The sequence below is a fragment of the Ruegeria sp. genome (assembly GCF_028066395.1).
Taxonomy (GTDB): Bacteria; Pseudomonadota; Alphaproteobacteria; order Rhodobacterales; family Rhodobacteraceae; genus Ruegeria.
In genome coordinates this window covers 1-21,159 of sequence record NZ_JALCBM010000068.1, presented here as the reverse complement: position 1 = coordinate 21,159, position 21,159 = coordinate 1, and the positions used below count along the sequence as shown (strand labels likewise).

Here is a 21,159-nt window from a genome sequence, read left to right as displayed (position 1 = left end):
GAGCTGGACGAGGTCCTGTTCCAGATCCGCCGGATGGAGGGCATCACCCGGTCCGAGACCAATCTGCTGCTGTCCACGCGCAAGGGCCGCTACTGACAGCGCCGGGAAACTGTGCCAAGATTTATCCAAGGTCCGCCAACGGCTTGAACCGAAATGCGGACCCGGCGCAGCACAGGGGCAGGGACGGTCAGCATGAGCACGCAGGAGACAGGGGAAGAGCCGCGGGCCGTGCGTTGGGCCGAGAAGGTTACCGCCTTGCTGGAAAAGCCCTGGGCACGGATCGCCATTCCGATCCTAGTCACGCTGATTGCACTGACGGTGCTGCATGATCTGTCGACGCATGTGAAATGGTCCGACGTACAGGCGGATATTGCGGACACGTCGTGGAAACTGATGGTCTTTGCGCTGTGCTGGACGGCGTTCAGCTTTGCCTCGCTGTCCTTTTATGACGTCTTCGCGGTGCAAAGCGTGGCGGACGGCAAGGTGCCTTTGCCTGTGGCAGGTATGGCGGGGGCCAGCGGCTATGCTGTGTCGAACTGTCTGGGGTTTTCCTACATCACCGGCACGGCGATCCGGTATCGAATCTATGCCTCGCTGGGTCTGGATCTGGGGCGCGTGGCGGGGGTGATAGCGACGTCATGGGTGGCGTTCTGGATGGGGTTGGTCCTGATCCTGGGCATCCTGCTGACCCTGCATCCGGACGGGGTCTCCAAGGTGCTGCCGATCAGCGAGACGGTTGAAACCGCGATTGGTCTGGCGCTGCTGGCGGGTCTGGTGGCGCTGTTCATCTGGCTGTCCAGCGGCGGGCGGCGTCTGGAGGTTGCGGGCTTTGGCTTTAACCTGCCGGGTGGTAAGCTGGCCAGCCTTCTGACGCTGGCCGCGCTTGGTGATTTGTTCGGCGCGTCCATGACGCTTTATGTGCTGATGCCGGATGATCTGGGCGTAGGGTTTCCCTATTTCTTCACCGTCTACGTGGCGGCGATTGCGGTCGGTATCCTCAGCCACGCCCCCGGTGGGATCGGCGTGTTCGAGGCCACTTTGATCGCCGGGCTGGGGGCCTCGGGCCGGTCAGATGTGATCGCGGCGCTGCTGCTCTATCGCGTGGTCTATACCTTTCTGCCCTTCGGGATTGCCACCCTGTCCATCGCCATCGCCTCGGCCCTGACGCAGAGGCACCGGATCGGCGGGGCGGCCACATGGGTTTATCGCGTCATTCGCCCCATTGTGCCGATGGTGGCCGCGGGTGTGGCCGCTGTGGCCGGGGTGATCCTGCTGGTCTCGGGCGCGCTGCCTGCCAGCACGCAAAATCTGGGCGTGTTGCGAGAGGTGCTGCCGCTGTCCTTCGTCGAAGCCTCACACCTTGCGGGCAGTGCCGTGGGGGTGCTGTTGCTGCTGGTGTCACGCGGGCTGTTCCGCAAGCTCTACCGCGCCTGGGTGGTGGCGATGCTGCTGATGGTGGCGGGGTTCTTTGCCTCGCTCGCCAAGGGGTTGGATATGCACGAGGCGCTGTCGATGCTGGCCACAATCGGCCTGCTGGCCATGTTCCGAGGTGCGTTCTACCGGGTCAGCGGCGCGTCGATCTTTCGGCTGAACATCCCGTGGCTGGTCAGCGTTGTGGTGCTGCTGGCGGTGATCTTCTGGATCGGCCTGTTCGCCTATTCCCATGTCGAATACCAGAACGCCCTGTGGTGGGATTTCGCCTGGAGCGGCGATGCCTCGCGCTTCCTGCGTTCCAGCCTCGTGGTGGCGGTGATTGTCGGCATCGTGGCGGTGAATTCGCTGTTCGGGCGGGAAATCCCCGCGCCGGTGCGCACCGAAATCCCGCCAGTGGTCGAGCGGCTGGTGATGGAAAGCGAGGATACCGAATCACAGATTTCCCTGACAGGGGACAAGCAGTTCCTGATCGCGCCGGATGAAACCGCCTTTCTGGCATACGCCGATACCGGCAATGCGCTGATCACCAAGGGCGAGCCGGTGGGCGACGAGAAAGCGGGCCAACAGCTGATCTGGCAGTTGCGCGAACGGGCGGATCGCGAGGGCAAGCTATGCGCCTTTTACAGCGTTTCAACCAAGTACCTGCCGACCTTTCTGGACCTCGGCCTGTCGATCCTGAAAATTGGTGAGGTGGCGCGGGTGCCGCTGAAAGATTTCTCGCTGGACGGAAAATCGCGCAAACGGTTCCGGCAGGCCAAGAACCGGGCCGAGCGCGAAGGCTATGTGTTCGAGATCATCCCGAAAGAGGAACTGGCCCCGATCCTGCCGGAACTGCGGAAAATCTCGGATGACTGGCTGGCGCGCAAGGCGGGGGAGGAGAAAGGCTTTGCCCTCGGCGGATTTGACGACCAATACCTGTCCTATTTCGATCATGCGGTGCTGCGCAGTGACACCGGCAAGATCATGGCCTTTGCCAACCTGTTTCAGGGCGGCCATAAATCCGAACTGTCGCTGGACCTCATGCGCTATGAACCCGACAGCCCCAGCTTTGTCATGGACGCGCTGTTTGCCGAGATGATGTCATGGGGCGCGGAGCAGGGGTTCCACTGGTTCTCGCTGGGCGCCGCGCCGTTTTCAGGGATCGAGAACCGGCAGTTGGCCTCGCTCTGGAACCGGATCGGCGGGTTCGTTTACGAACATGGCGAGCAGTTCTATCACTTCGAAGGCTTGCGCAGCTTCAAGCAGAAATTCGACCCGGAATGGAGCCCGAACTACCTCGCCAGCCCCGGCGGGTTTGCGGCGCCGCGTATTCTGTACGAGGTGAATATCCTAATCTCTGGCGGGTTGCGCGGATTGACCAAGTAATCAGTTCAGGCTGGCACCGGTTGGCGTTTTCTCCAGCAGGTCCCCCCAATCGGTGCGATAGGCCATCTCGGCCAGTACCGTTTCGGGCAGGAATTCCTGATTTTGCCGGATCTGCCAGCCGCCGCCCAGCCCCTTGTAGACCGCGACCAGATTGCTGGACACTTGCTGGCGCGCCTCGATCAGGTTGGACTGCGACCGCAGCAGCGCCGTTTGCGTGTTCAAGATGCGCGAATAGCTGGCGATGCCGTCGCGATACTGATCCACCGCGATCTCGGCGGCCTTGCGTGAGGCTTCGACGCTCTGCTGATAGAACCCGACCTGTTTGCGCGCCTGGGCATAAGCGACCATGGCGCTTTCAACCTCGGAATAGGCGGTCAAGACAGTGTTCTGGTAATTGGCGATCAGCCCCTGATAGGCGGCGTCCTGCGCGCGGACATTGTTTTTGATCCGGCCATAGTTCAGCACGTTCCAGACCACGCCTGCACTGGCCAGCCCGGTGGTGCTGTTGGAGTTGAACAGATCCCGCCCGCCCGAGGCCTGCAACCCGACCGAGCCCGACAGGATGAATTGCGGGTAAAGATCGGCCAGCGCGATGCCCACCTGCGCCGATTGTGTGGCTGCTGCCAGCTCGGCCGCGCGCACATCGGGGCGGCGGCGCAGCAGTTCGGCGGGTACTCCGACAGCAACATTGGCCCGCGCCGAAGGGATACGACCGGAATTGCCCAACAGGCTGGTCATGCGCGAAGGAGTCTGGCCCAGCAGCACCGCCAGCGAGTTCTTCGCCTGTTGCAGATCGCTTTCCAGTTCCGGCACCAGCGCCTTGGTGTTGTTCAGCAGGGCGGTGGATTCCTGCACGTCCAATTCGGTTGTGACGCCGTTGTTGAACCGCAGTTGCGTCAGGTCGGATGAGACCTGTTGCAGCGTGATATTTTCCCGCGCAATCGCCAGCGCCTCTTGCAAGGCTCGGATGTTGATATAAAGCGCCGCGACATCGCCGGTCAGCGTCACCAGCGCGTCGTCATAGTTGGCCACTTGCAGCGCCAGATTGGACCGCGCCGCCTGCACCCCGCGCCGTTGCGCGCCCCAGACGTCCAGCTCCCACTGCGCATCAAAACCGACCTGAGAGGTCGAGAATTCCGTGTCCAGCGGGATGATCCGCCGGATATCCTCGATCGGTCCCAGATTGTCGCTGATCTGGCGGCGTTCGAGTGACGCGCCAAGGGTCTGCGATTGCGGGTAAAGCTCACCAAAGGCGATACCCAGCTGCGCGCGGGCCTGCAGCACTCGCGCGCCTGCGACCTGCAGCGACAGGTTCTGGGCATAGGCTTCGGCGATCAGCTTGTTGAGGGTGGGGTCATTGAAGCTCTGCCACCAGCGCACCACCGGCGCGCTGCGGGTGGTTAGCCCGGCGGCATTGGCGTCTGGGCTGTTGACCTCGATCCACTCTTTCACGACCGGAGAGTTCGGGCGCACGAAATCCGGCCCCAACGGTGTGCAGGCGGTCAAAGTGGCTGCGCAAAGGGCTGTTCCCAGCAACCGGCGGAGTGTCATGGCGCGCATCCTCAGATATCCAGCGGTCGGATGAAGTTGGCGAAGGAATAGAGGCGGATGTTGATACGCCTCAGAAACTCGAAACTTTTGCCCATGCCGGTATAGATCGCAACGGCGGCATGGCCGCCTGCGGGAAAGGTATGACCCTCGGGCACATCGACCGAGATTTGCACCGCGATGCGGCCGGGCAGTTTCGGCAACTCAAAGCCGGGCAGGCGACCTGAAGGCAGGTATTGCCCCTGCCGCGTGGCCCACCAGACGGCTTCGACCTTGCCGGTCAGAATCTCGCCCGGATAGAGGTCCAGCGCCACCTCGACCGGCTGGCCGGGTTTGACGAATTTCAGGTTCTGCTGCCGGAAGGTGGCCAGAATATAGGGGTTGTCCTTGGTCACGAAACTGGCGATTGCGCCCAGACGCACCTCGCCCACGACCAGACCGGGCCGGGCCTGTTGTGACACGATCATGCCGTCTTCGGGTGCATAAATCGTTGTGTTTTCAAGGTAGTATTCGGCCTGCTTCAACTGCGCTTCGGCCTGAAGGACACCGGTATTCACCCCGTCGATCTGCGAGGCCTGGGCCAGATTGGCCTTCTCCAGATTGGCCTCGGCCTGTTTGACCTGCGCCTGATCCTCGGCCACCTGTTCATTCCAGCGGTCCAGCTCGTCCTGACGGGCACCCCCGGCGGGCACGAGGTTTGCGTAGCGCGCCTGTTCCGTCAGGGCATAGGCCAGCTGCGCATTGGCGCGTTCCACCGCTTCGGTCTTGGCGATGACGTCCTGTTCCAGAATTTTGGCGTTCTGCTGGGCCGAGACCAGCTGCGCGCTGGCATTGTCCACCGCCGCCGCAAAGATCGTATCGTCGAAGCGATAAAGCGGATCACCCTTGGCCACCGGGGTATTGGGTTCAACCAGCACCTCCGTCAGGATGGTGGGTTGGGTCAGTTTGGGGATGATCTGGATGGTGGACCGAACTACGTGGCTGTCGGCCGAGAAGGGCTGGAAGAACCGCAGCGCGACAAGAAAGATCAGCAGCAGATGCGCGCCGACCCAGAAGGAGACGATCCCCCAGGCGATGTTGAATTTCAGCCATTCCATCTTGAAGAAGATGAACCAGACAAAAATGATGTAAAAAAGCGTGATGCCAAGGGCAATGAACATGGTGAATACTTTCCTTGCGCCTTAGCCTTGCTGTGTCTCGTCTGTGTCGAGCCGGTCCTGATATTCGGGCCTGACCTTGCCGCCCAGGCGCTTGATCTCATCCCGGATTGCGTCTTTTTCCTCGTCGGGGCCGCGGCGGATATCCACGGTCACCCCGTCATGGAAGGCCCACATAAAGGCATGCACCCAGGGCACCACCGCCAGAAAACCCATCCATCCCATGATCTTGACCGCCTCGGCATGGGGATGGTTACGCTTGATCGCGATACGCCCGGGCAGGCCCATGAGGAACAGAAACACGCCCATCACCGCCGCCAGCAGCAGGATCACCGCCACAAATGTCAGATAGTCATAATAGCCCAGCGGCTGTCCTAAAAGTCCCATGCTCATGCCTCCGTTCGGGGAAGGTTGGTCCATCCTCAGTTGCTGTTGCCCATCTCGTCAATCAATTTGTAGCTGGTCGGTGGATCGGCGCAGATGCCCGGGCCACATTCCAGCAGGGTGGTGCCGGCGTTCAGGACCGCCAGCCCCAGCATGATGAAGAACGCGACCTTGGCCAGTTTATTGCCACCAAAGCGGGGTCCGGACCGGGTGCCGTCGGTATATTGACGGTCGAACATCAGCATGACGGCGGTGCCCAGCAGGATCAGGAAAAAGCAGATCGCGGCCCAGGTGTAGTAATGCAGCCCCAAAACGGGTGAGCCATAATGGCCGGTGCCCGGCACGATATGCAGCAGGATTTGCCGCACCGCCACGCTGCCGCCGAACAGCGCCGCCAGCAGCATCAGCGCATAATGCTGTGGCCGTGCGCCGTACAACAGGTTCAGGCCAAGCCCGACGCCTACCATGACAAAGCCCACCCGTTGCAACAGGCAGAGCGGGCAGGGCAGTTCATACAAGGTCAACTGGTACACATAGGCCAGCGTCAGCACCAGACTGACGGCCAGCATGCCAAGCGCGTTGAGGGTTCTTGAAAGCTCCGGTGTCATCTCGCCCCCCTCAAAGCTGAATGGTCAGCTGGCTGGTGGCGTGGAATTTCAGCCAATAGGCACTCAACGCCAGCGTGATGAAAAACAGGGTGTTGGCGACCGTGGTCCGGCCATAGTAATTCAACCCCATCGTGACTGTAAGTACTGCAAATAAAAGCGCGATCATGGCCCGGTTCTCCCCTCCCGTGCGCAATGTCTCAATGGATGGGATAGTGTCAGGCCCGGTCGCATCTGGCAAGAAGCGCGTGTGCGAATTCGCGTTTAGTGCGAAACTGGCTCAACGGCAGAGGATGATTTCGGTTTGCCAATCTCGGCAGAGATCAGGCAGGTTCCCGGGCAGCGGGGCGTCGGTATAGACCGTGTCAATATCGGCCATCGAGGCGATGCGCCCCGGCGCGGGGCGCTGGAATTTCGACTGATCCGCAACCAGACAGGTGTGGCGCGCCTGCGCGATGATGGCCTGGCTGACCTGAACCTCTTGCAGGTCGAAATCCAGCAGATCGCCGTCTGCATCCAGGGCCGAGCAGCCGATGATCGCGCGGTCGAACTTGAACTGACGGATCGTGGCGGCAGTCAGGCTGCCGACAAGCCCGCCATCGGCCCGGCGCAGAACGCCCCCGGCGACGACGATTTCGCAATCGGGGTTGTCGACCAGAATATTCGCCACGTTCATGTTGTTGGTGACAACCATCAGGTTCTTATGTCCCAGCAACTGCCGGGCCACCGCCTCGGTCGAAGTGCCGATATTCAGAAAGACCGAGCAGCCATCGGGAATATCCGCCGCGCAGCGGGCGGCAATACGCTGCTTTGCCTCTTCATTCAGACCGCGCCGGTCCTCATAGCCGATATTGGACACGCCCGAGCGCAGGACCGCGCCGCCATGCACCCGGTCCAGTTTGCCCATATCCGACAGCTCGGACAGGTCGCGGCGGATGGTCTGGACGGTGACGCCGAACCGCTCGGCCAGCCCATCGACCGTGACGCGGCCTTCGGTGCTGGCGATGTCCAGAATGTCGGACTGGCGAAAGGATAGGGACATGGTGGGCTCTGGGTTGTTGCGTAAGTTCGTTTTTGTTCTTTTTGTCGAATTCAGCAAGAGAAATTTCCAGAAGCATTGCGTATTTCGTAAGGTGGTGTTGCAAATAGAATATAAACGAATAAAAATATTGACCTTCCGAATATGGTTCCGGTTAATGCCCGCGACCATGCTGGGCAGGGAATCATCGGATATGCAGCCTTCGGACGACCAGATCACCGACCTTTTCATCATCGGCGGCGGCATCAACGGCTGCGGCATCGCGCGCGACGCGGCGGGGCGGGGCCTGTCGGTGATGCTGGCGGAAAAGGATGATCTGGCCTCGGCCACGTCCTCGGCCTCGACCAAGCTGTTTCATGGCGGGTTGCGGTATCTGGAGTATTTCGAATTCCGTCTGGTGCGCGAGGCGCTGATTGAGCGTGAGACCTTGCTGCGCGCCATGCCCCATATCAGTTGGCCGATGCGCTTTGTGTTGCCGTATCACGCCGACATGCGGTTCGACACGGAAACGCCGACCTCACGGTTGCTGAGCAGGGTGATGCCCTGGATGCGTGGACGTAGGCCAGCCTGGCTGATCCGGCTGGGGTTGTTCTTTTATGACAATCTGGGCGGGCGCAAAATCCTGCCGGGCACCGCTTCGCTGAACCTGCGCAGTGCCTCGGAAGGCGCTCCGCTGCAGGACAAGTTCGAAACCGCCTATGAATATTCGGATTGCTGGGTCGAGGATGCCCGTCTGGTTGTCCTGAACGCCCGCGACGCGCAGGCGCGCGGGGCGCAGATATTAGTACAGACCGAGGTGATCGCGGCCAAGCGCAGCGGTGATCTGTGGCACATCACCCTCCGCGACCGGGCCAGTGGCGAAACGCGTGTGGTTGGCGCGAAGATGCTGATCAATGCGGGCGGCCCATGGGTGGGGGAGATCATCCATGACAGAATCCACACCGAGTCCCGCGAAGGTGTCCGGCTGGTGCGCGGCAGCCATATCGTGACGCCGAAGCTGTTCGATCACGACAAATGCTATTTCTTTCAAGGCGAGGATGGCCGGATTATCTTCGCCATCCCCTACGAGCAGGATTTCACTCTGATCGGCACCACGGATCAGGACCATCCCGATCCCGAACAGCGCCCCGAATGCACCGAGGCCGAGCAGGAATATCTCTGCGCCTTCGCCTCGAAATACTTCAAGCGGGCGGTGACGCGCGAGGATATCGTCTGGACCTATTCCGGCGTCCGGCCGCTCTATGATGACGGGGCCAGCAGCGCCACGGCGGCGACGCGGGATTATACTCTGAAATTGGATGCTGAAGGTGGCGCGCCAGTGCTGAACGTTTTTGGCGGCAAGATCACCACCTATCGTCGCCTTGCCGAAAGCGCGATGCAGAAAGTAGCGGCGCATTTCCCCGATCTGCCCGGCCCCTGGACCGCCGGGGTTGCCTTGCCGGGTGGGGATTTCCCGGTGGAAGGCGTGCAGGAGCAGATCGACGGGTTGCTGGCCGATTACACCTTTCTGGATGCCAGGTGGGCCCGCCGCCTGATCCGCGCCTACGGGACCGAGGCGCGCGAGATATTGGGCGACGCGGGGCAGGCCGCTGATCTGGGTGAGGATTTCGGCGCGACCCTGACCGAGCGCGAGTTGATCTGGCTGATGGACAAGGAATTCGCCCGCCGGGCCGAGGATGTTGTCTGGCGGCGCAACAAGCTGGGCCTGCGCTTGGACGCCGATCAGATCGCCCGGATCGATCAATGGATGGCCGAACGGCTGCAAGGCTGACACCCGGGCAATTCCCGCTTGGCCCATCGCGCCCCCCGTGTTAGCCATCGGATACGGTCGGCAGGCACCGAGGCGTCGCTGCTCCTGTACGGAGGGCTAAACCTGCCAGAACATATGAAACGACATCGCATATCTTAAGGGCGGCGTTCGTCAAGTCAGCGACCAGCGATCCGGCGAACCGCCCGATATGGATGCAAGATGACCAAAACCTCTGTCCCTTTACACGCCGACGACCTGACTGGTTTCGTGCGTGCGCTGTCGCGCCAGTTGGGTGAGACCAGCCCGTCTCACCTGAGCCTGATGAACATGGTCGCCCGCGCCGCCGGGTTCCAGAACTACCAGCACATGCGCTCGGCCAGTGCGGCGCAGCGACGGCTGGAGGCGCAGCCCGATCAGGTGTTACCTGACATGCGGGTGGTCGAGCGCGCGCTGCATCAATACGATGCGCAGGGCCGGTTGCGGCAATGGCCGTCGAAACGGGCGGTGCAAACCCTGTCGCTGTGGATCCTGTGGTCGACCTTGCCTGCGGGGCAGGCGTTTGACGAGCGCACGCTGAACGAACATCTGAACGCCGAGCATCTGTTCAGCGACCCGGCCACCCTGCGCCGGACGATGATTTCTTGCGGGTTGCTGACCCGACGGCCGGATGGCTCCGAATATCGCCGGATCGAACAGCAACCCACTGCCGAGGCCAAGGCTGCCATCCGCGCGGTGACGGAGCGACGGCGGTCGCGTGGGAAGGGGTGATGGCGTCAGAAGAACAAGGCGGCTGTCTGGTGCCTTGGGCAGATTGAAAGCGTCATAGTTGATCGCAGTGACGCATGGCAATTGCTGCACTGGCATGATCGCCTTGCTCTTACGTCGCGGCTCGTGCAGATTTATGCTTGCAGGAGGGATGCCTGTCGCCGGGCATGTTTGGCAACGGATCAGCATAACGGCATTCCTCGGAAGGAGCGTGTCATGACATCCAAGACCACGGGTTCCGTACCACCGGACAATCTGACGCCGCAACAGACTATGCCCAAGATTAACAAGGTGACGCGGGAAGATATCACCGCGTCGCTGAAGGCCGGGTTTTCCGACTTTCTGGCCCGCCCCGTCATGAGCGGGTTCTTCGGCCTGTTCTATGCGGTATTTGGATGCCTGTTGGTCTGGGTTCTGATCTGGCTGGGCAAGATTTGGATGATCATTCCCGCCATTGTCGGCTTTCCGCTGGTCGCGCCATTCGCCGCCGCCGGGCTTTATGAAATGTCCCGCCGCCTGCAGAAGGGCGAGGGATTCGGCTGGTCAGACATCCTCACCGTCATGGCCAATCAGCGCAAGCGCGAGATGGGCTGGATGGCCTTTGTCACCCTGTTCATCTTCTGGGTGTGGGTCTACCAGATCCGGTTGTGGCTGGCGATCATCCTGCAGAAAGCGTCGTTCTCGGATTTCGATGGGTTCCTGAACATCGTATTCTTCACCCCGCAGGGCTGGGCATTCCTCGCCATTGGCACCTGCGTCGGCGCGTTCCTGTCGGCTGTGCTATTTTCGGTGACCGTCATCGCCATGCCCCTGTTGCTGGACCGAGAGATCAACTTCGTCTCTGCCATGCTCACCTCCATTCGCGTCGTCACGGAAAACCCGGTGGTCATGCTTTGCTGGGCGGCGATCATCTCGGTCACCATGCTGTTGTCGCTGGTCCCTGCTTTTCTGGGCCTGATCTTCACGCTGCCGATCCTTGGTCACACCACATGGCATCTCTATCAACGGGCGGTGGCCCCGGCAGAGGGATGATTGATCCGACCATCCAATAAAAAGGCCCCGCTCTTTGGCTTAGCCCATGCCGCAAATGGTGAATCGAGGGCTCCATAGCTTCCGAACCATCAACTCCCTTGTTTCGAGACGCCGGCATCAGGAGATTTTTTTCAGACGACAGCTTTGAGCCCTGTTGAACAATGCTGCGGCACGCATGAATGTCCGAATTCGCAAGTAGCTACAACCTTAAGGGTCAATGATCGGCTGTACAGAATTGAGCAACAATTCGACTAGCTCTGGGTCCATAAATTGATAATCGTCAGGGATATCTAAAACATGAACTTCTTTATGAAGCAGCTCACCACGGAAGTCGCCACGTAATCTCGACAGGTGTTTGCTTTCCATCACGCAAATGATATCCGCCCACCTAATGTCTTGGATTGTGATTGGGCGTCGTGCTTTCCGGCTTGTCCCGGCAGATCGAGCTGATACGGCTTCAACACGTCGGAACACCTTTTCTGCCGTTGGACTCCGCCACTTATTCATGCTGCAAACGAACAGTAAGTTCATAGACTTACCTTACGACCAATCATCGCTGAGCGACAAATAGCCTTCTTGGCGACGCAAGAACATCTTATCTCGCCTTCTCCACAAATTCTTACGTGAGAATTTAATCACGATTACCGTTCTTCGCGACTTTCTAGCAGAGGAATCGTTCTTGAATGCTTGTACCCTGCGCCAAGCCCTTGTTCTTTTTTGTGACATCATTTCTTCCTGAATTTGGTGGTTCAGCAGCCACGGCAATACAGGAGTTTGCCCAGATACAGCCTTGCATGGTGATTGGTCAAGGCCTGTGATTTTGTGATTAGTAATACACACAGCGGACATTGGGGCAAGTACAGCGAAAGTCCGCTCCGTCCCGCATAGCGGTTGTTGGTCCGATTTGCAGAAAACCTTTCGGTAAAAATCATCAGAAAAGCGGCGGGTTAGTGTCGCTTCAACATTTACGGCATGGGCCCCGCTCTTTGGCGGGGCTTTTTATCTTCAGGCGGCCTCTTCCGACGGGCCGGGATCGTTCTTGCTGCCCTTGATCCACTCCCGCAGCCCCTGCATCAAGGCATAGAGGACCGGGACCACGATCACCCCAACCAGTGTCGCTGCCAGCATGCCGCCGAACACGGCCACACCGATGGCTTTCTGACTGGCCGCACCGGCGCCATTGGCCGCCAGCAGCGGCACAACGCCCAGCAGGAAGGACAGGGCGGTCATCATCACGGCGCGGAACCGCTGATGTGCGGCCTCGGCGGCGGCGTCCTTGATTGACAGGCCCTTGGCGCGCTGCTCCATCGCGAATTCGACGATCAGAATGCCGTTTTTCGAGGCCAGCCCCACCAACATGATCATCCCGATCTGGGTATAAAGGTTGATGTCGCTGCCCACGATGGCCACCGCAGCCACCGCGCCGAACAGGGCCACGATCACCGACAGCAGGATCGACACCGGCATCGACCAGCTTTCATATTGCCCCACAAGGAACAGGTATCCGAACAGGATCGCCAGCCCCAGGATCACAAGCACCAGACTGCCCGAGGCCAGCTGCTGCTGCGCCGTGCCGGTCCATTCGAACGCATAGCCGGGGGGCAGGGCGGTGGCCGATTCCTCGGTCATCACGTTGATCGCGTCGCCGGTGGACAGCCCCGGCGCGGGCACTGCCGTGACGGTGGCGGATCGGAACAGGTTGTGCCGTTTCAGCAGCACCGGACCCAGCACGTTTTCCACGTCGATCAGCGTGCCCAGCGGCACCATCTCACCCTGTTCCGAGCGGACATAGAGGTTCGAGATATCCTCGACATTGTCGCGATAGCTGCCGTCGGCCTGGATCATCACCCGGTAGACGCGCCCGAACAGGTTGAAGTCGTTGACGTAATACGAACCCAGCTGCGCCTGCATGGTCTGGAAGATCTCGGCCACCGAGACCTGCAGCGTTTTGGCCTTTTCCCGGTCCAGATCGACGAACAGTTGCGGTACGTTGGCGCGGAAGGTGGTGTAGGCTTGTCCGATCTCCTCACGCTGATTGGCGGCATAGACAAAGGAGCCCACGGCCGAGGCCAGATCCTGCGGCGTGCCGCCGCCGGTCTGCTGGACCTCCATCTCGACGCCTGCGGACATGCCGAGGCCCTGAATGGGCGGCGGGTTGAAGGCCACGATCGAGGCGGCGGATTCGCCATTGGCGATGGCCAGAACCTTGCCGAGGATGGCATTGGCGCTCAGGTCGTCCTCTTGCCGTTCCGACCAGTTGTCCAGATTGACGAACAGGGCGGCCCCGTTGGCGGCCGTGCCGTTCAACAGCGAGAACCCGTTCACCAGAACGGTGTTTGCCACGCCGGGGATCTGACGGATCTGTTCATCGACCCGGGCGGTGACGGTCTCGGTCCGCTCCAGCGTGGCCGCGTCGGGCAATTGGACATCGACAAAAAGATAGCCGTTGTCCTCAAGCGGAATGAACCCGGCCGAGGTGTTGGACATGATTGTCCCGGTGCCCATGCCCAAGGCAACCACAACGCCCAAGGCGATGACCGGCAGGACCAGCAGCTTGCGCACGATGGCGACATAACCGTTGCGCACGCCGCCAATAAACCGCTCGAACAGGGCCAGCAGCCCCTTCGGCGGGCCGGAACGCGCCCGCAGCACCAGTCCGCAGAGCGCAGGCGACAAGGTCAGCGCGTTGATGGACGAGATCACGACCGCAGTCGAAATGGTGACCGCGAATTGCGAATAAAGCTGTCCTGAGATGCCGGGCATGAAGGTCACCGGCACGAACACGGCCAGCAGAACCAGCGTGGTCGCGATGACCGGGCCGGTGATCTGGCCCATGGCCTTGCGGGTTGCTTCGGGCGGGGGCAGCCCCTCTTCTGCGATGATGCGTTCGACGTTTTCGACCACGACAATGGCGTCATCCACCACGATCCCGATGGCCAGCACCAGCGCGAACAGGGAAATCGTGTTCAGCGACATGCCGAACGCCAGAAGGAAGGCGAATGTGCCGATCAGTGACACCGGAATCGCCACCGCCGGAATGATCGTCGCCCGCCAACTGCCCAGGAACAGGAACACGACCGAGATCACCAGAATGAAGGTCAGGATCAGGGTCGAGACCACGTCATTCAGCGATTGTTCGACAAAATCCGTGGTGTTGAAGGGGACGTCATATTCGACATCCGTAGGGAAGGAACGCGACAGCCGTTCCAGTTCCGCCTGCACCCGTTCCGACACCGCCAGCGCGTTGGCGCCGGGGGCCTGATAGATGCCCAGCACGGTGGCCGGTTCCGACTGGTAGTAGCCCGAGGCGGAATAGAACTGTGCACCCAACTCGACCCGGGCCACGTCCCGGACGCGCACGATGGCCCCTGCGTCTCCGGTGCGGATGACGATCTCGCCGAATTCAGCAGCCGAGGTCAGGCGGCCCTTGGTCTTGATGGTGTATTGAAAGGTCTGGCCTTTGGGCACCGGCGGCGCACCGATCGAGCCTGCCGAAACCTCGATATTCTGTTCGCGGATGGCGTTGATCACATCGCCGGGCGTGATCGACAGGGCGGCCATCTTGTCCGGGTCCATCCAGATCCGCATCGCGTATTCCAGATTGGTCAGAACATCCGCCTTGCCGACGCCCTGAACCCGCGCCAGCGCGTCTTTCAGGTTGATCGAGGCATAGTTCGACAGGAACACGCTGTCATACGTGTTGTTGGGCGAGGTCAAGGTGATCAGAAGCAGCATGTTGGTCGATGACTTCTGCGTCACCACCCCGGACGAGGTGACCTCGGACGGCAGCGAGGACATGGCCTGCGCCACCCGGTTCTGCACGTTCACCGAGGCGATGTCGGGATCGGTACCGACCTCAAAGGTAATATTCAATGAATACGAGCCGTTATCGGACGAGGTTGACGTCATGTAGATCATGTCGTCAACGCCGTTCACCTGCGCCTCGATCGGGGCGGCGACGGTGTTTTCAACGGTCTCGGCATTGGCGCCGGTATAGGTTGCGGTGACGCTGACCACGGGCGGGGTGATGTCGGGGAACTGCGCAACGGGCAGGACCAGATAACCGATGCCGCCCAGAATGGTCAGCACCAGCGAGATGACAAGCGCCAGCTTTGGCCGGCTGATGAACAGGGCTGAGAACATGGGTTATTCTCCCGGCTGCTCAGAGGCCACGACCGCGTCCACAGCGACGCCGGGCCGGACCCTTTGCAGGCCCTCGACAATCACGCTTTCGCCTTCACGCAGCCCGTCCAGCACGATGATGGCGGTGCCGACGGTGTCGCCGGTGGTGATGTAGCGCTGTTCCACCATCTGCTTGTCATTGACGACCAGAACAAACGCGCCGCGCTGGTCACGTTGCAGCGCCGCCTGCGGCACCAGCACCTGCAGGGTGGGCTCCAGCGCCTCGATCTGGACGTTGACGAACGCGCCATCCAGGATCAGCCGGGCGGTGTTGTCGAACTGTGCCCGCACGGTGATCGCGCCGGTCAGCGGGTCGATCCGGTTGTCGACAAAGACCAGCGTGCCGGTTTCATCCAATTCGGTGCCATTGGGCAGGGTGACGTGCACATTTGGGCTTTTGCTGCTTTCCGCCAGCGAGGCCGCGTTTTCGCCAAACTGCTGAAGAACCGAGGTAAATTGCTTTTCATTCAGCGAGAAGTTCACATAGATCGGGGCCTCGCTGACCAGATTGACCAGAGGCGGATTGTTGGGGCCAACCACATCGCCGACACTGGTCTCAATGCGGCCCAGACGACCAGCGAAGGGCGCATGGATCTCGGTATAGCTCAGGTCCAGCTCGGCCTGACGGATGGCGGCATGGGCGGCCTTGACCTGTGCTTCGGCCACCAGTTCATTGGCGCGGGCGATGTCGCGTTCGGATTCCGGGGTGGCGTCGCGTTTATACAGCTCTTCCTTGCGGGCCAGATCGACCTTGGCCAGTTCCAGATTGGCCTCGGCCTGATCCAGATCGGCCTTGCGCGCCTGCAAGGTGGCCTCGTAAAGGTCGGGCTCGATGGTAAACAGCAGATCGCCCGAGGAGACCTGCGCGCCATCCTCGACCGCCTTGCTGTCCAGAAAGCCGCTGACACGGGCGATGATGTCGACCTTGTTGATCGCCTCGGCCCGACCGATAAAGACGGCCTCGTCGGTGATTTCCTGGGTATAGGCGGCGGCGATTGACACTTTGGGCGGCGGCGCGTTGCCCTGATCCTGTGCCATCGCGACCTGCGTCATTCCGATCAGCGCAACTGTGGCAAGGTGCAGGCCGAAGGCCCTGGGCTGTCCACATTTCGGAAGCTTGGAGGAAAGGGATGCTGAGAACATGGCGCGCGCCTCGTTACAAGAATGGATCAGACGCCCGGACGTCGAGCGCGCCGGGCGAGTCGTAGGAATTCCTGGGCAGGATGGACGGTTTCCCGCCATATCTCAAGCGTCTTGAGTGTAAGGGCGGCGGCGGTCCGCCTGCAAATTTCCCTATTGATTGGCTGACTTAGGCTGCAGGATTCTGGTCTGCAGAGGGGCTTTTCTGCATTGTACAAAGGAAAAACGGGGGCCGTCTGACCCCCGTTTAATCCAGTGCAGGAATGGCAGTCTTAGTCGCGCGTTCCGGCGAACCGGCTTTGCCAGTCTTCACGCTGTTCATCGGTGATTTTGGCAAACAGCACATCCGGCACGGTAAATTCGTGACCGGCGGGCAGGGCGGCCAGCGCGGTGCCCGCATCCTCGGGCCAACTGGTGTCGAGTGTGTTCATCGCGCTCAGCATCCGGGCCGAGGTGTCGGGGATGAACGGCGCGCTGAGCACGGCGTAAAGCCGGATCAGGTTCAGGCCCAGACGCACTTGTGCTGCGGCCTGTTCAGGGTCTTCCTTGAAGGTCGACCAGGGCGCTGCGGCCTGCAGGTATTCGTTGCCCGCAACCCAGATCGCCCGCAGCTCTTGCGCGGATTTGCGCACCTCCATCGCCTCCATATGCCCTTCATAGGCGCGGATGCGGCGGGTGAGTTCGTCGATCAGGGCCTGTTCGCGGTCACCAAAAGCGCCGCCTTCGGGCACGGCCTCGCCGAATTTCGAGCGGCAGAACTTGGTGATCCGGCTGACGAAATTGCCCAGCACGTCGGCGAGGTCCTTGTTCACCGATTGCTGGAAGTTTTCCCACGTGAACTCACTGTCGCTGCTTTCGGGCGCATGGCTCAGCAGCCACCAGCGCCAGTAATCGGCGGGCAGGATCTCCAGCGCCTGATCCATGAAGACACCACGACCTTGGCTGGTCGAGAACTGGCCGCCGTCATAATTCAGATAGTTGAAGGATTTCAGGTGGTCGACCATCTTCCACGGCTCGCCCGAACCCAGAATGGTGGCCGGGAAAGACAGCGTATGGAAGGGCACGTTATCCTTGCCCATGAACTGCACATAGCGCACATCATCCGCGCCCTTGTCGGTGCGCCACCAGCGTTCCCAATCGGCGTCGGTCTTGCCATTGGCCTCGGCCCATTCGCCCGCGCAGGCGATGTATTCGATGGGCGCGTCGAACCAGACATAGAAGACCTTGCCCTCCATCCCCGGCCAGTCCTGATCGCCCTTCTTGACCGGCACGCCCCAGTCCAGATCGCGGGTGATGCCACGGTCCTGCAACCCGTCGCCGTCATGCAGCCATTTCTTGGCAATCGAGGTGGTCAGGATCGGCCAGTCACTCTTGCTGTCGATCCACGCATCCAGCTGATCCTTCATTGCCGACTGACGCAGATACAGGTGCTTGGTCTCGCGCACCTCAAGATCGGTGGACCCCGACACCGCGCTGCGTGGATCGATCAGATCGGTCGGGTCGAGCTGCTTGGTGCAGTTCTCGCACTGATCACCCCGCGCGCGGTCATAGCCGCAATTGGGGCAGGTGCCCTCGATATAGCGATCCGGCAGGAACCGGCCATCGGCGTTGGAATAGACCTGCTTTTCCGTGACCTCACGGATCAGCCCAGCCTCATCCAGTTTCCCGGCGAAATGCTGTGTCAGCACCTTGTTCTGTTCACTGGACGACCGGCCAAAGTGATCGAAGCTGAGGCCAAAGCGTTTGGCGATATCGGCCTGCACCGCATACATCTCGGCGCAATACTCGGCCACGGGCTTGCTCGCCTTGGCGGCGGCCAGTTCCGCCGGGGTGCCGTGTTCGTCGGTGGCGCACAGGAACATGACCTCGTTCCCCCGGCCACGCTGGTAGCGTGCATACAGGTCGGCAGGCAATTGCGAGCCGATCAGGTTGCCGAGGTGCTTGATCCCGTTGATGTAAGGGATCGCCGAGGTGATGAGTATCCGGGCCATTTTGCGTTTCCACGTAACTGTCTGCGCGCCCGTCTACCTTATGTGACCGGCCAGCAAAAGCCCGGCTTTGGCGCAGATGTCATTTTAGACACGCTGACCCATGAAAATCGGCCTGACAGTCCGGGCTGGATTGCACCGCTTTTCCGAGATGCAATACCCATAGGTTGTAAATTGGAATCACAACCTCTTGAATTTTGACCATGACTTCCCATTTAGAGTGTATACCAAAGTATACAATAACGAGGGCAACCTGCTGATGTTCGACTTTCTGCTTGAGGGCGCGTTTGTGCCCTTTACCATGGCGCTGGCGCTGCTGTTCGGCCTTCTGGCGCTGGAACTGATTGCGCTGGTGTTGGGCGGCAGTCTGATGGCGGGCGAGGGCGAGGTCGATCTGGACATGGCCGATGCCCCCGATCTGGACGTGGCGGATTTTGATCTGGATATCGACGCGGATGTCGATCTGGGCGATTTCGAAGTCGCCGAGGTCGAGGTTGACGCGCCCGGGGCGGCTCCGGCTGGTCCGCTGGCCTGGCTGGGGATCGGCAAGATGCCGATCATGATCTGGCTTGTCGTTCTGCTGGCCGGGTTCGGCCTGTCGGGCATGGGTCTGCAACTGGCGCTGCGCGATCTGCTGGGCTTTGACCTGCCTAGCTGGATGGCGGCAATCCCCGCCGGTGCCTTTGGTCTGTGGTTCGCGCGCGGATTTGGCAGCGTCTTCGCCCGCCTTCTGCCCAAGACCGAGACCGAGGCGATGTCGGAACGCATGCTGGCCCGCCGCCGTGGCGTGATCACCCAAGGCACCGCCTCACGCGGGCGTCCGGCCGAGGTGCGCGTCATGGATCGCTTTGGCAATACCCACTACCTGCGCGCCGAACCGCTGCAGGACAAGGACACGCTGGACCAAGGCACCGAGGTGCTGGTCCTGCGCGACCGACGGCACGACCGGTTCGTTCTGGTCGCCTTGTCGGACTAACCAAATTTTAACCCCATCACGGAGGATTATGCATGGAACTTTCATTCCTGGCCGTCACAGTTGTGACCATATTGGCGGTACTCTTGTTCATTGGCCTTGTGCTTGGCCGTCTCTACCGCCGCGCAACCCGCGAGATCAGTCTGGTGAAAACCGGGGCTGGCGGCAAGAAAGTCATCATGGATGGCGGCGTCATCATCGTGCCGCTTCTGCACGAGGTTAGCCCGGTCAACATGAAAACCCTGCGCCTTGAAGTGCAACGCAGCGGTGAGGCCGCGCTGATCACCAAGGACCGGATGCGTGTGGATGTGGGCGTCGAGTTCTACGTCTCGGTCATGGCCACCGAAGAGGGCATCGCGCGCGCCGCGCAAACGCTGGGTGACCGCACCTTTGACGTCGAACAACTGCGTGAGATGATCGAAGGCAAGCTGATCGACGGCCTGCGCGCCGTGGCCGCTCAGATGACCATGGACGGTCTGCACGAGAACCGCGCGGACTTTGTGCAAGAGGTGCAGAATGCGGTGTCCGAGGACCTGCTGAAAAACGGTCTGTCGCTGGAATCCGTCTCACTGACCGCGCTGGACCAAACCCCGTTTGAGGCTCTGGACGAGAACAACGCCTTTAACGCCGTGGGTATGCGCAAACTGGCCGAGGTGATTGCGACCTCGAAGAAAGAGCGCGCGCAGATTGATGCGGATGCCGAGGTCGAGGTGCGCCGTGCTGCGATGGAAGCCCAGCGTCAGAAACTGCTGATCGAAAAGGATGAAGAGCAGGCGCGCATCGAACAGACGCAACAGGTCGAAACCCTGCGCGTGGCGCAAGAGGCCGAGATTGCGGCCCGGACCGAGGACTCGGTGCGCGAAACCGAACGCGCCCGGATCGCCCGTGAGGAAGCCATTCGTGCAGCCGAGATCGAACGCGAGCGCAAGATCCGCGACGCCGAGATCGCCAAAGAGCGTGAGATCGAAGTGGCCGAGCAGGAACGTCAGATCATCATCGCGCAGAAATCAGAAGAGGAAAGCCGCGCGCGTGCATCGGCTGATTTGGCCCGGGCCGAGGCGACCAAGGCGACCGAAGCCGTGGCAACCGCCCGCGAAGTGGCCGAGGCTGAACGTCAGAAGCAGATCGTCCTGATCGAAGCCACCCGCGAGGCCGAACGTCAGGCGACCGCCATCCGTCTGTCCGCACAGGCCGAGAAAGAGGCCGCCGCCGACCGCGCCGAAGCCCGCCGCGAAGAGGCGCAGGCCGAAGCGGACGCGCTGAACATCCGCGCCGAGGCCAAGAAGAACGACATGCTGGCCGAAGCGGAAGGCAAGCGCGCGATTGTCGAGGCCGACAACGCCCTGTCGGTGGATCAGATCCGCATGAAGGTCGATCTGGCACGGATCGAGACCATGCCCTCGATCATCTCGGAAATGGTCAAGCCTGCGGAAAAGATCGACTCGATCAAGATCCATCAGGTGGGCGGCATCGGTGGCGCCAATGGCGGCAGCACCGCAGGTGGCGACAAGCCGGTGGTCAATCAGGCGCTGGATTCGATCATGGGCATGGCGGTACAGATGCCCGCGCTCAAGAAACTGGGCGAGGAACTGGGCCTGTCGATGGAAAACGGCGTCGGCGGTGTCGTCAACGGAGCGCTCGACCCGAGTGTCGAACAGGTGGAAGAGGGTGAGGTGGTGGAAGGAACCCCTCCAAAGCAGCAATAAGCTAAAGGGACGGGGTGTCCCGTTAGCGTCTTAACGGAAGTGTTGCTGATCATGCATGCGTGATTGGCAACACTGCAATGATCGGTTTGAG

General features: G+C 61.0%; 16 protein-coding genes and 1 pseudogene. 7 read left to right on the top strand and 10 right to left on the bottom strand.

Features of this window, described 5'->3' with window-relative positions; all coding sequences use genetic code 11:
* Both MPJ51_RS17805 and mprF read left to right on the top strand, forming a co-directional pair.
* Positions 1-96, top strand: a pseudogene (locus MPJ51_RS17805) (AsnC family transcriptional regulator); the annotation flags it as partial.
* 96 nt (positions 97-192) lie between these two features.
* A complete protein-coding gene (gene mprF, locus MPJ51_RS17800) occupies positions 193-2,799 on the top strand; it encodes a bifunctional lysylphosphatidylglycerol flippase/synthetase MprF (RefSeq protein WP_298389429.1) in 2,607 nt (868 codons plus the stop codon).
* Here mprF and MPJ51_RS17795 read toward each other — a convergent pair whose 3' ends face one another.
* From MPJ51_RS17795 to MPJ51_RS17770, 6 genes are all read right to left on the bottom strand, one after another.
* Entirely contained in the window at positions 2,800-4,350 is a 1,551-nt protein-coding gene (locus tag MPJ51_RS17795) for an efflux transporter outer membrane subunit (RefSeq protein ID WP_298389427.1), read from the bottom strand.
* An 11-nt stretch (positions 4,351-4,361) separates the two neighbouring features.
* The gene (locus tag MPJ51_RS17790) at positions 4,362-5,507 is read right to left on the bottom strand and encodes an HlyD family secretion protein (protein WP_298389425.1); all 1,146 of its coding nucleotides are present in this window, start codon (positions 5,505-5,507) and stop codon (positions 4,362-4,364) included.
* A 21-nt stretch (positions 5,508-5,528) separates the two neighbouring features.
* On the bottom strand, positions 5,529-5,891 hold the full coding sequence (locus tag MPJ51_RS17785) for a DUF3302 domain-containing protein (protein ID WP_298389423.1): 363 nt from the start codon (positions 5,889-5,891) through the stop codon (positions 5,529-5,531).
* A 35-nt stretch (positions 5,892-5,926) separates the two neighbouring features.
* Positions 5,927-6,496 carry a disulfide bond formation protein B gene (locus MPJ51_RS17780; RefSeq protein WP_298389421.1) on the bottom strand — a complete coding sequence of 190 codons (570 nt, stop codon included), beginning with the start codon at positions 6,494-6,496 and terminating at the stop codon, positions 5,927-5,929.
* 10 nt (positions 6,497-6,506) lie between these two features.
* Positions 6,507-6,662 carry a DUF5993 family protein gene (locus MPJ51_RS17775; RefSeq protein ID WP_298389419.1) on the bottom strand — a complete coding sequence of 52 codons (156 nt, stop codon included), beginning with the start codon at positions 6,660-6,662 and terminating at the stop codon, positions 6,507-6,509.
* Between the two features lie 111 nt (positions 6,663-6,773).
* Entirely contained in the window at positions 6,774-7,535 is a 762-nt protein-coding gene (locus MPJ51_RS17770; protein ID WP_298389417.1) for a DeoR/GlpR family DNA-binding transcription regulator, read from the bottom strand.
* A 190-nt stretch (positions 7,536-7,725) separates the two neighbouring features.
* Here MPJ51_RS17770 and glpD point away from each other — a divergent pair, with 190 nt between their 5' ends.
* The 3 genes from glpD (at position 7,726) to MPJ51_RS17755 (ending at position 11,079) form a co-directional block, all read left to right on the top strand.
* On the top strand, positions 7,726-9,303 hold the full coding sequence (gene glpD / locus MPJ51_RS17765) for a glycerol-3-phosphate dehydrogenase (protein WP_298389415.1): 1,578 nt from the start codon (positions 7,726-7,728) through the stop codon (positions 9,301-9,303).
* 198 nt (positions 9,304-9,501) lie between these two features.
* A complete protein-coding gene (locus tag MPJ51_RS17760; RefSeq protein ID WP_298389412.1) occupies positions 9,502-10,050 on the top strand; it encodes a DUF2087 domain-containing protein in 549 nt (182 codons plus the stop codon).
* A gap of 213 nt (positions 10,051-10,263) precedes the next feature.
* On the top strand, positions 10,264-11,079 hold the full coding sequence (locus tag MPJ51_RS17755) for a DUF2189 domain-containing protein (protein ID WP_298389410.1): 816 nt from the start codon (positions 10,264-10,266) through the stop codon (positions 11,077-11,079).
* Positions 11,080-11,286: 207 nt separating this feature from the next.
* On the opposite strand, the gene MPJ51_RS17750 is transcribed toward MPJ51_RS17755, so the two are convergent.
* The 4 genes from MPJ51_RS17750 to metG form a co-directional block, all read right to left on the bottom strand.
* Positions 11,287-11,610, bottom strand: a complete 324-nt coding sequence (locus MPJ51_RS17750) for a phosphotyrosine protein phosphatase (protein ID WP_298389408.1) — start codon at positions 11,608-11,610, stop codon at positions 11,287-11,289.
* Positions 11,611-12,084: 474 nt separating this feature from the next.
* The gene (locus tag MPJ51_RS17745) at positions 12,085-15,222 is read right to left on the bottom strand and encodes a multidrug efflux RND transporter permease subunit (protein ID WP_298389406.1); all 3,138 of its coding nucleotides are present in this window, start codon (positions 15,220-15,222) and stop codon (positions 12,085-12,087) included.
* 3 nt (positions 15,223-15,225) lie between these two features.
* Positions 15,226-16,314 (bottom strand): efflux RND transporter periplasmic adaptor subunit, encoded by a 1,089-nt coding sequence (locus tag MPJ51_RS17740; protein WP_298389435.1) that lies wholly within the window; start codon positions 16,312-16,314, stop codon positions 15,226-15,228.
* A 359-nt stretch (positions 16,315-16,673) separates the two neighbouring features.
* The gene (metG, locus tag MPJ51_RS17735) at positions 16,674-18,392 is read right to left on the bottom strand and encodes a methionine--tRNA ligase (RefSeq protein WP_298389404.1); all 1,719 of its coding nucleotides are present in this window, start codon (positions 18,390-18,392) and stop codon (positions 16,674-16,676) included.
* A 217-nt stretch (positions 18,393-18,609) separates the two neighbouring features.
* Between metG and MPJ51_RS17730 the strand changes: the two genes are divergently transcribed.
* Positions 18,610-19,365: an OB-fold-containig protein gene (locus MPJ51_RS17730; RefSeq protein ID WP_298389402.1), complete on the top strand. Its 756-nt coding sequence runs from the start codon at positions 18,610-18,612 to the stop codon at positions 19,363-19,365.
* Between the two features lie 32 nt (positions 19,366-19,397).
* Complete coding sequence (locus MPJ51_RS17725) at positions 19,398-21,068, top strand: flotillin domain-containing protein (RefSeq protein WP_298389400.1); 1,671 nt, start codon at positions 19,398-19,400, stop codon at positions 21,066-21,068.
* Positions 21,069-21,159: the final 91 nt, after the last annotated feature.

What these genes read in the sequence shown, in the direction of transcription:
- MPJ51_RS17795 (WP_298389427.1), bottom strand. Translation starts at nt 4,350, where the DNA reads ATGACACTCCGCCGGTTGCTGGGAACAGCCCTTTGCGCAGCCACTTTG.
- MPJ51_RS17760 (WP_298389412.1), top strand. Translation starts at nt 9,502, where the DNA reads ATGACCAAAACCTCTGTCCCTTTACACGCCGACGACCTGACTGGTTTC.
- MPJ51_RS17725 (WP_298389400.1), top strand. Translation starts at nt 19,398, where the DNA reads ATGGAACTTTCATTCCTGGCCGTCACAGTTGTGACCATATTGGCGGTA.
- MPJ51_RS17740 (WP_298389435.1), bottom strand. Translation starts at nt 16,314, where the DNA reads ATGACGCAGGTCGCGATGGCACAGGATCAGGGCAACGCGCCGCCGCCC.
- MPJ51_RS17785 (WP_298389423.1), bottom strand. Translation starts at nt 5,891, where the DNA reads ATGGGACTTTTAGGACAGCCGCTGGGCTATTATGACTATCTGACATTT.
- MPJ51_RS17745 (WP_298389406.1), bottom strand. Translation starts at nt 15,222, where the DNA reads ATGTTCTCAGCCCTGTTCATCAGCCGGCCAAAGCTGGCGCTTGTCATC.
- MPJ51_RS17750 (WP_298389408.1), bottom strand. Translation starts at nt 11,610, where the DNA reads ATGAACTTACTGTTCGTTTGCAGCATGAATAAGTGGCGGAGTCCAACG.
- MPJ51_RS17775 (WP_298389419.1), bottom strand. Translation starts at nt 6,662, where the DNA reads ATGATCGCGCTTTTATTTGCAGTACTTACAGTCACGATGGGGTTGAAT.
- MPJ51_RS17780 (WP_298389421.1), bottom strand. Translation starts at nt 6,496, where the DNA reads ATGACACCGGAGCTTTCAAGAACCCTCAACGCGCTTGGCATGCTGGCC.
- MPJ51_RS17755 (WP_298389410.1), top strand. Translation starts at nt 10,264, where the DNA reads ATGACATCCAAGACCACGGGTTCCGTACCACCGGACAATCTGACGCCG.
- glpD (WP_298389415.1), top strand. Translation starts at nt 7,726, where the DNA reads ATGCAGCCTTCGGACGACCAGATCACCGACCTTTTCATCATCGGCGGC.
- mprF (WP_298389429.1), top strand. Translation starts at nt 193, where the DNA reads ATGAGCACGCAGGAGACAGGGGAAGAGCCGCGGGCCGTGCGTTGGGCC.
- MPJ51_RS17790 (WP_298389425.1), bottom strand. Translation starts at nt 5,507, where the DNA reads ATGTTCATTGCCCTTGGCATCACGCTTTTTTACATCATTTTTGTCTGG.
- metG (WP_298389404.1), bottom strand. Translation starts at nt 18,392, where the DNA reads ATGGCCCGGATACTCATCACCTCGGCGATCCCTTACATCAACGGGATC.
- MPJ51_RS17770 (WP_298389417.1), bottom strand. Translation starts at nt 7,535, where the DNA reads ATGTCCCTATCCTTTCGCCAGTCCGACATTCTGGACATCGCCAGCACC.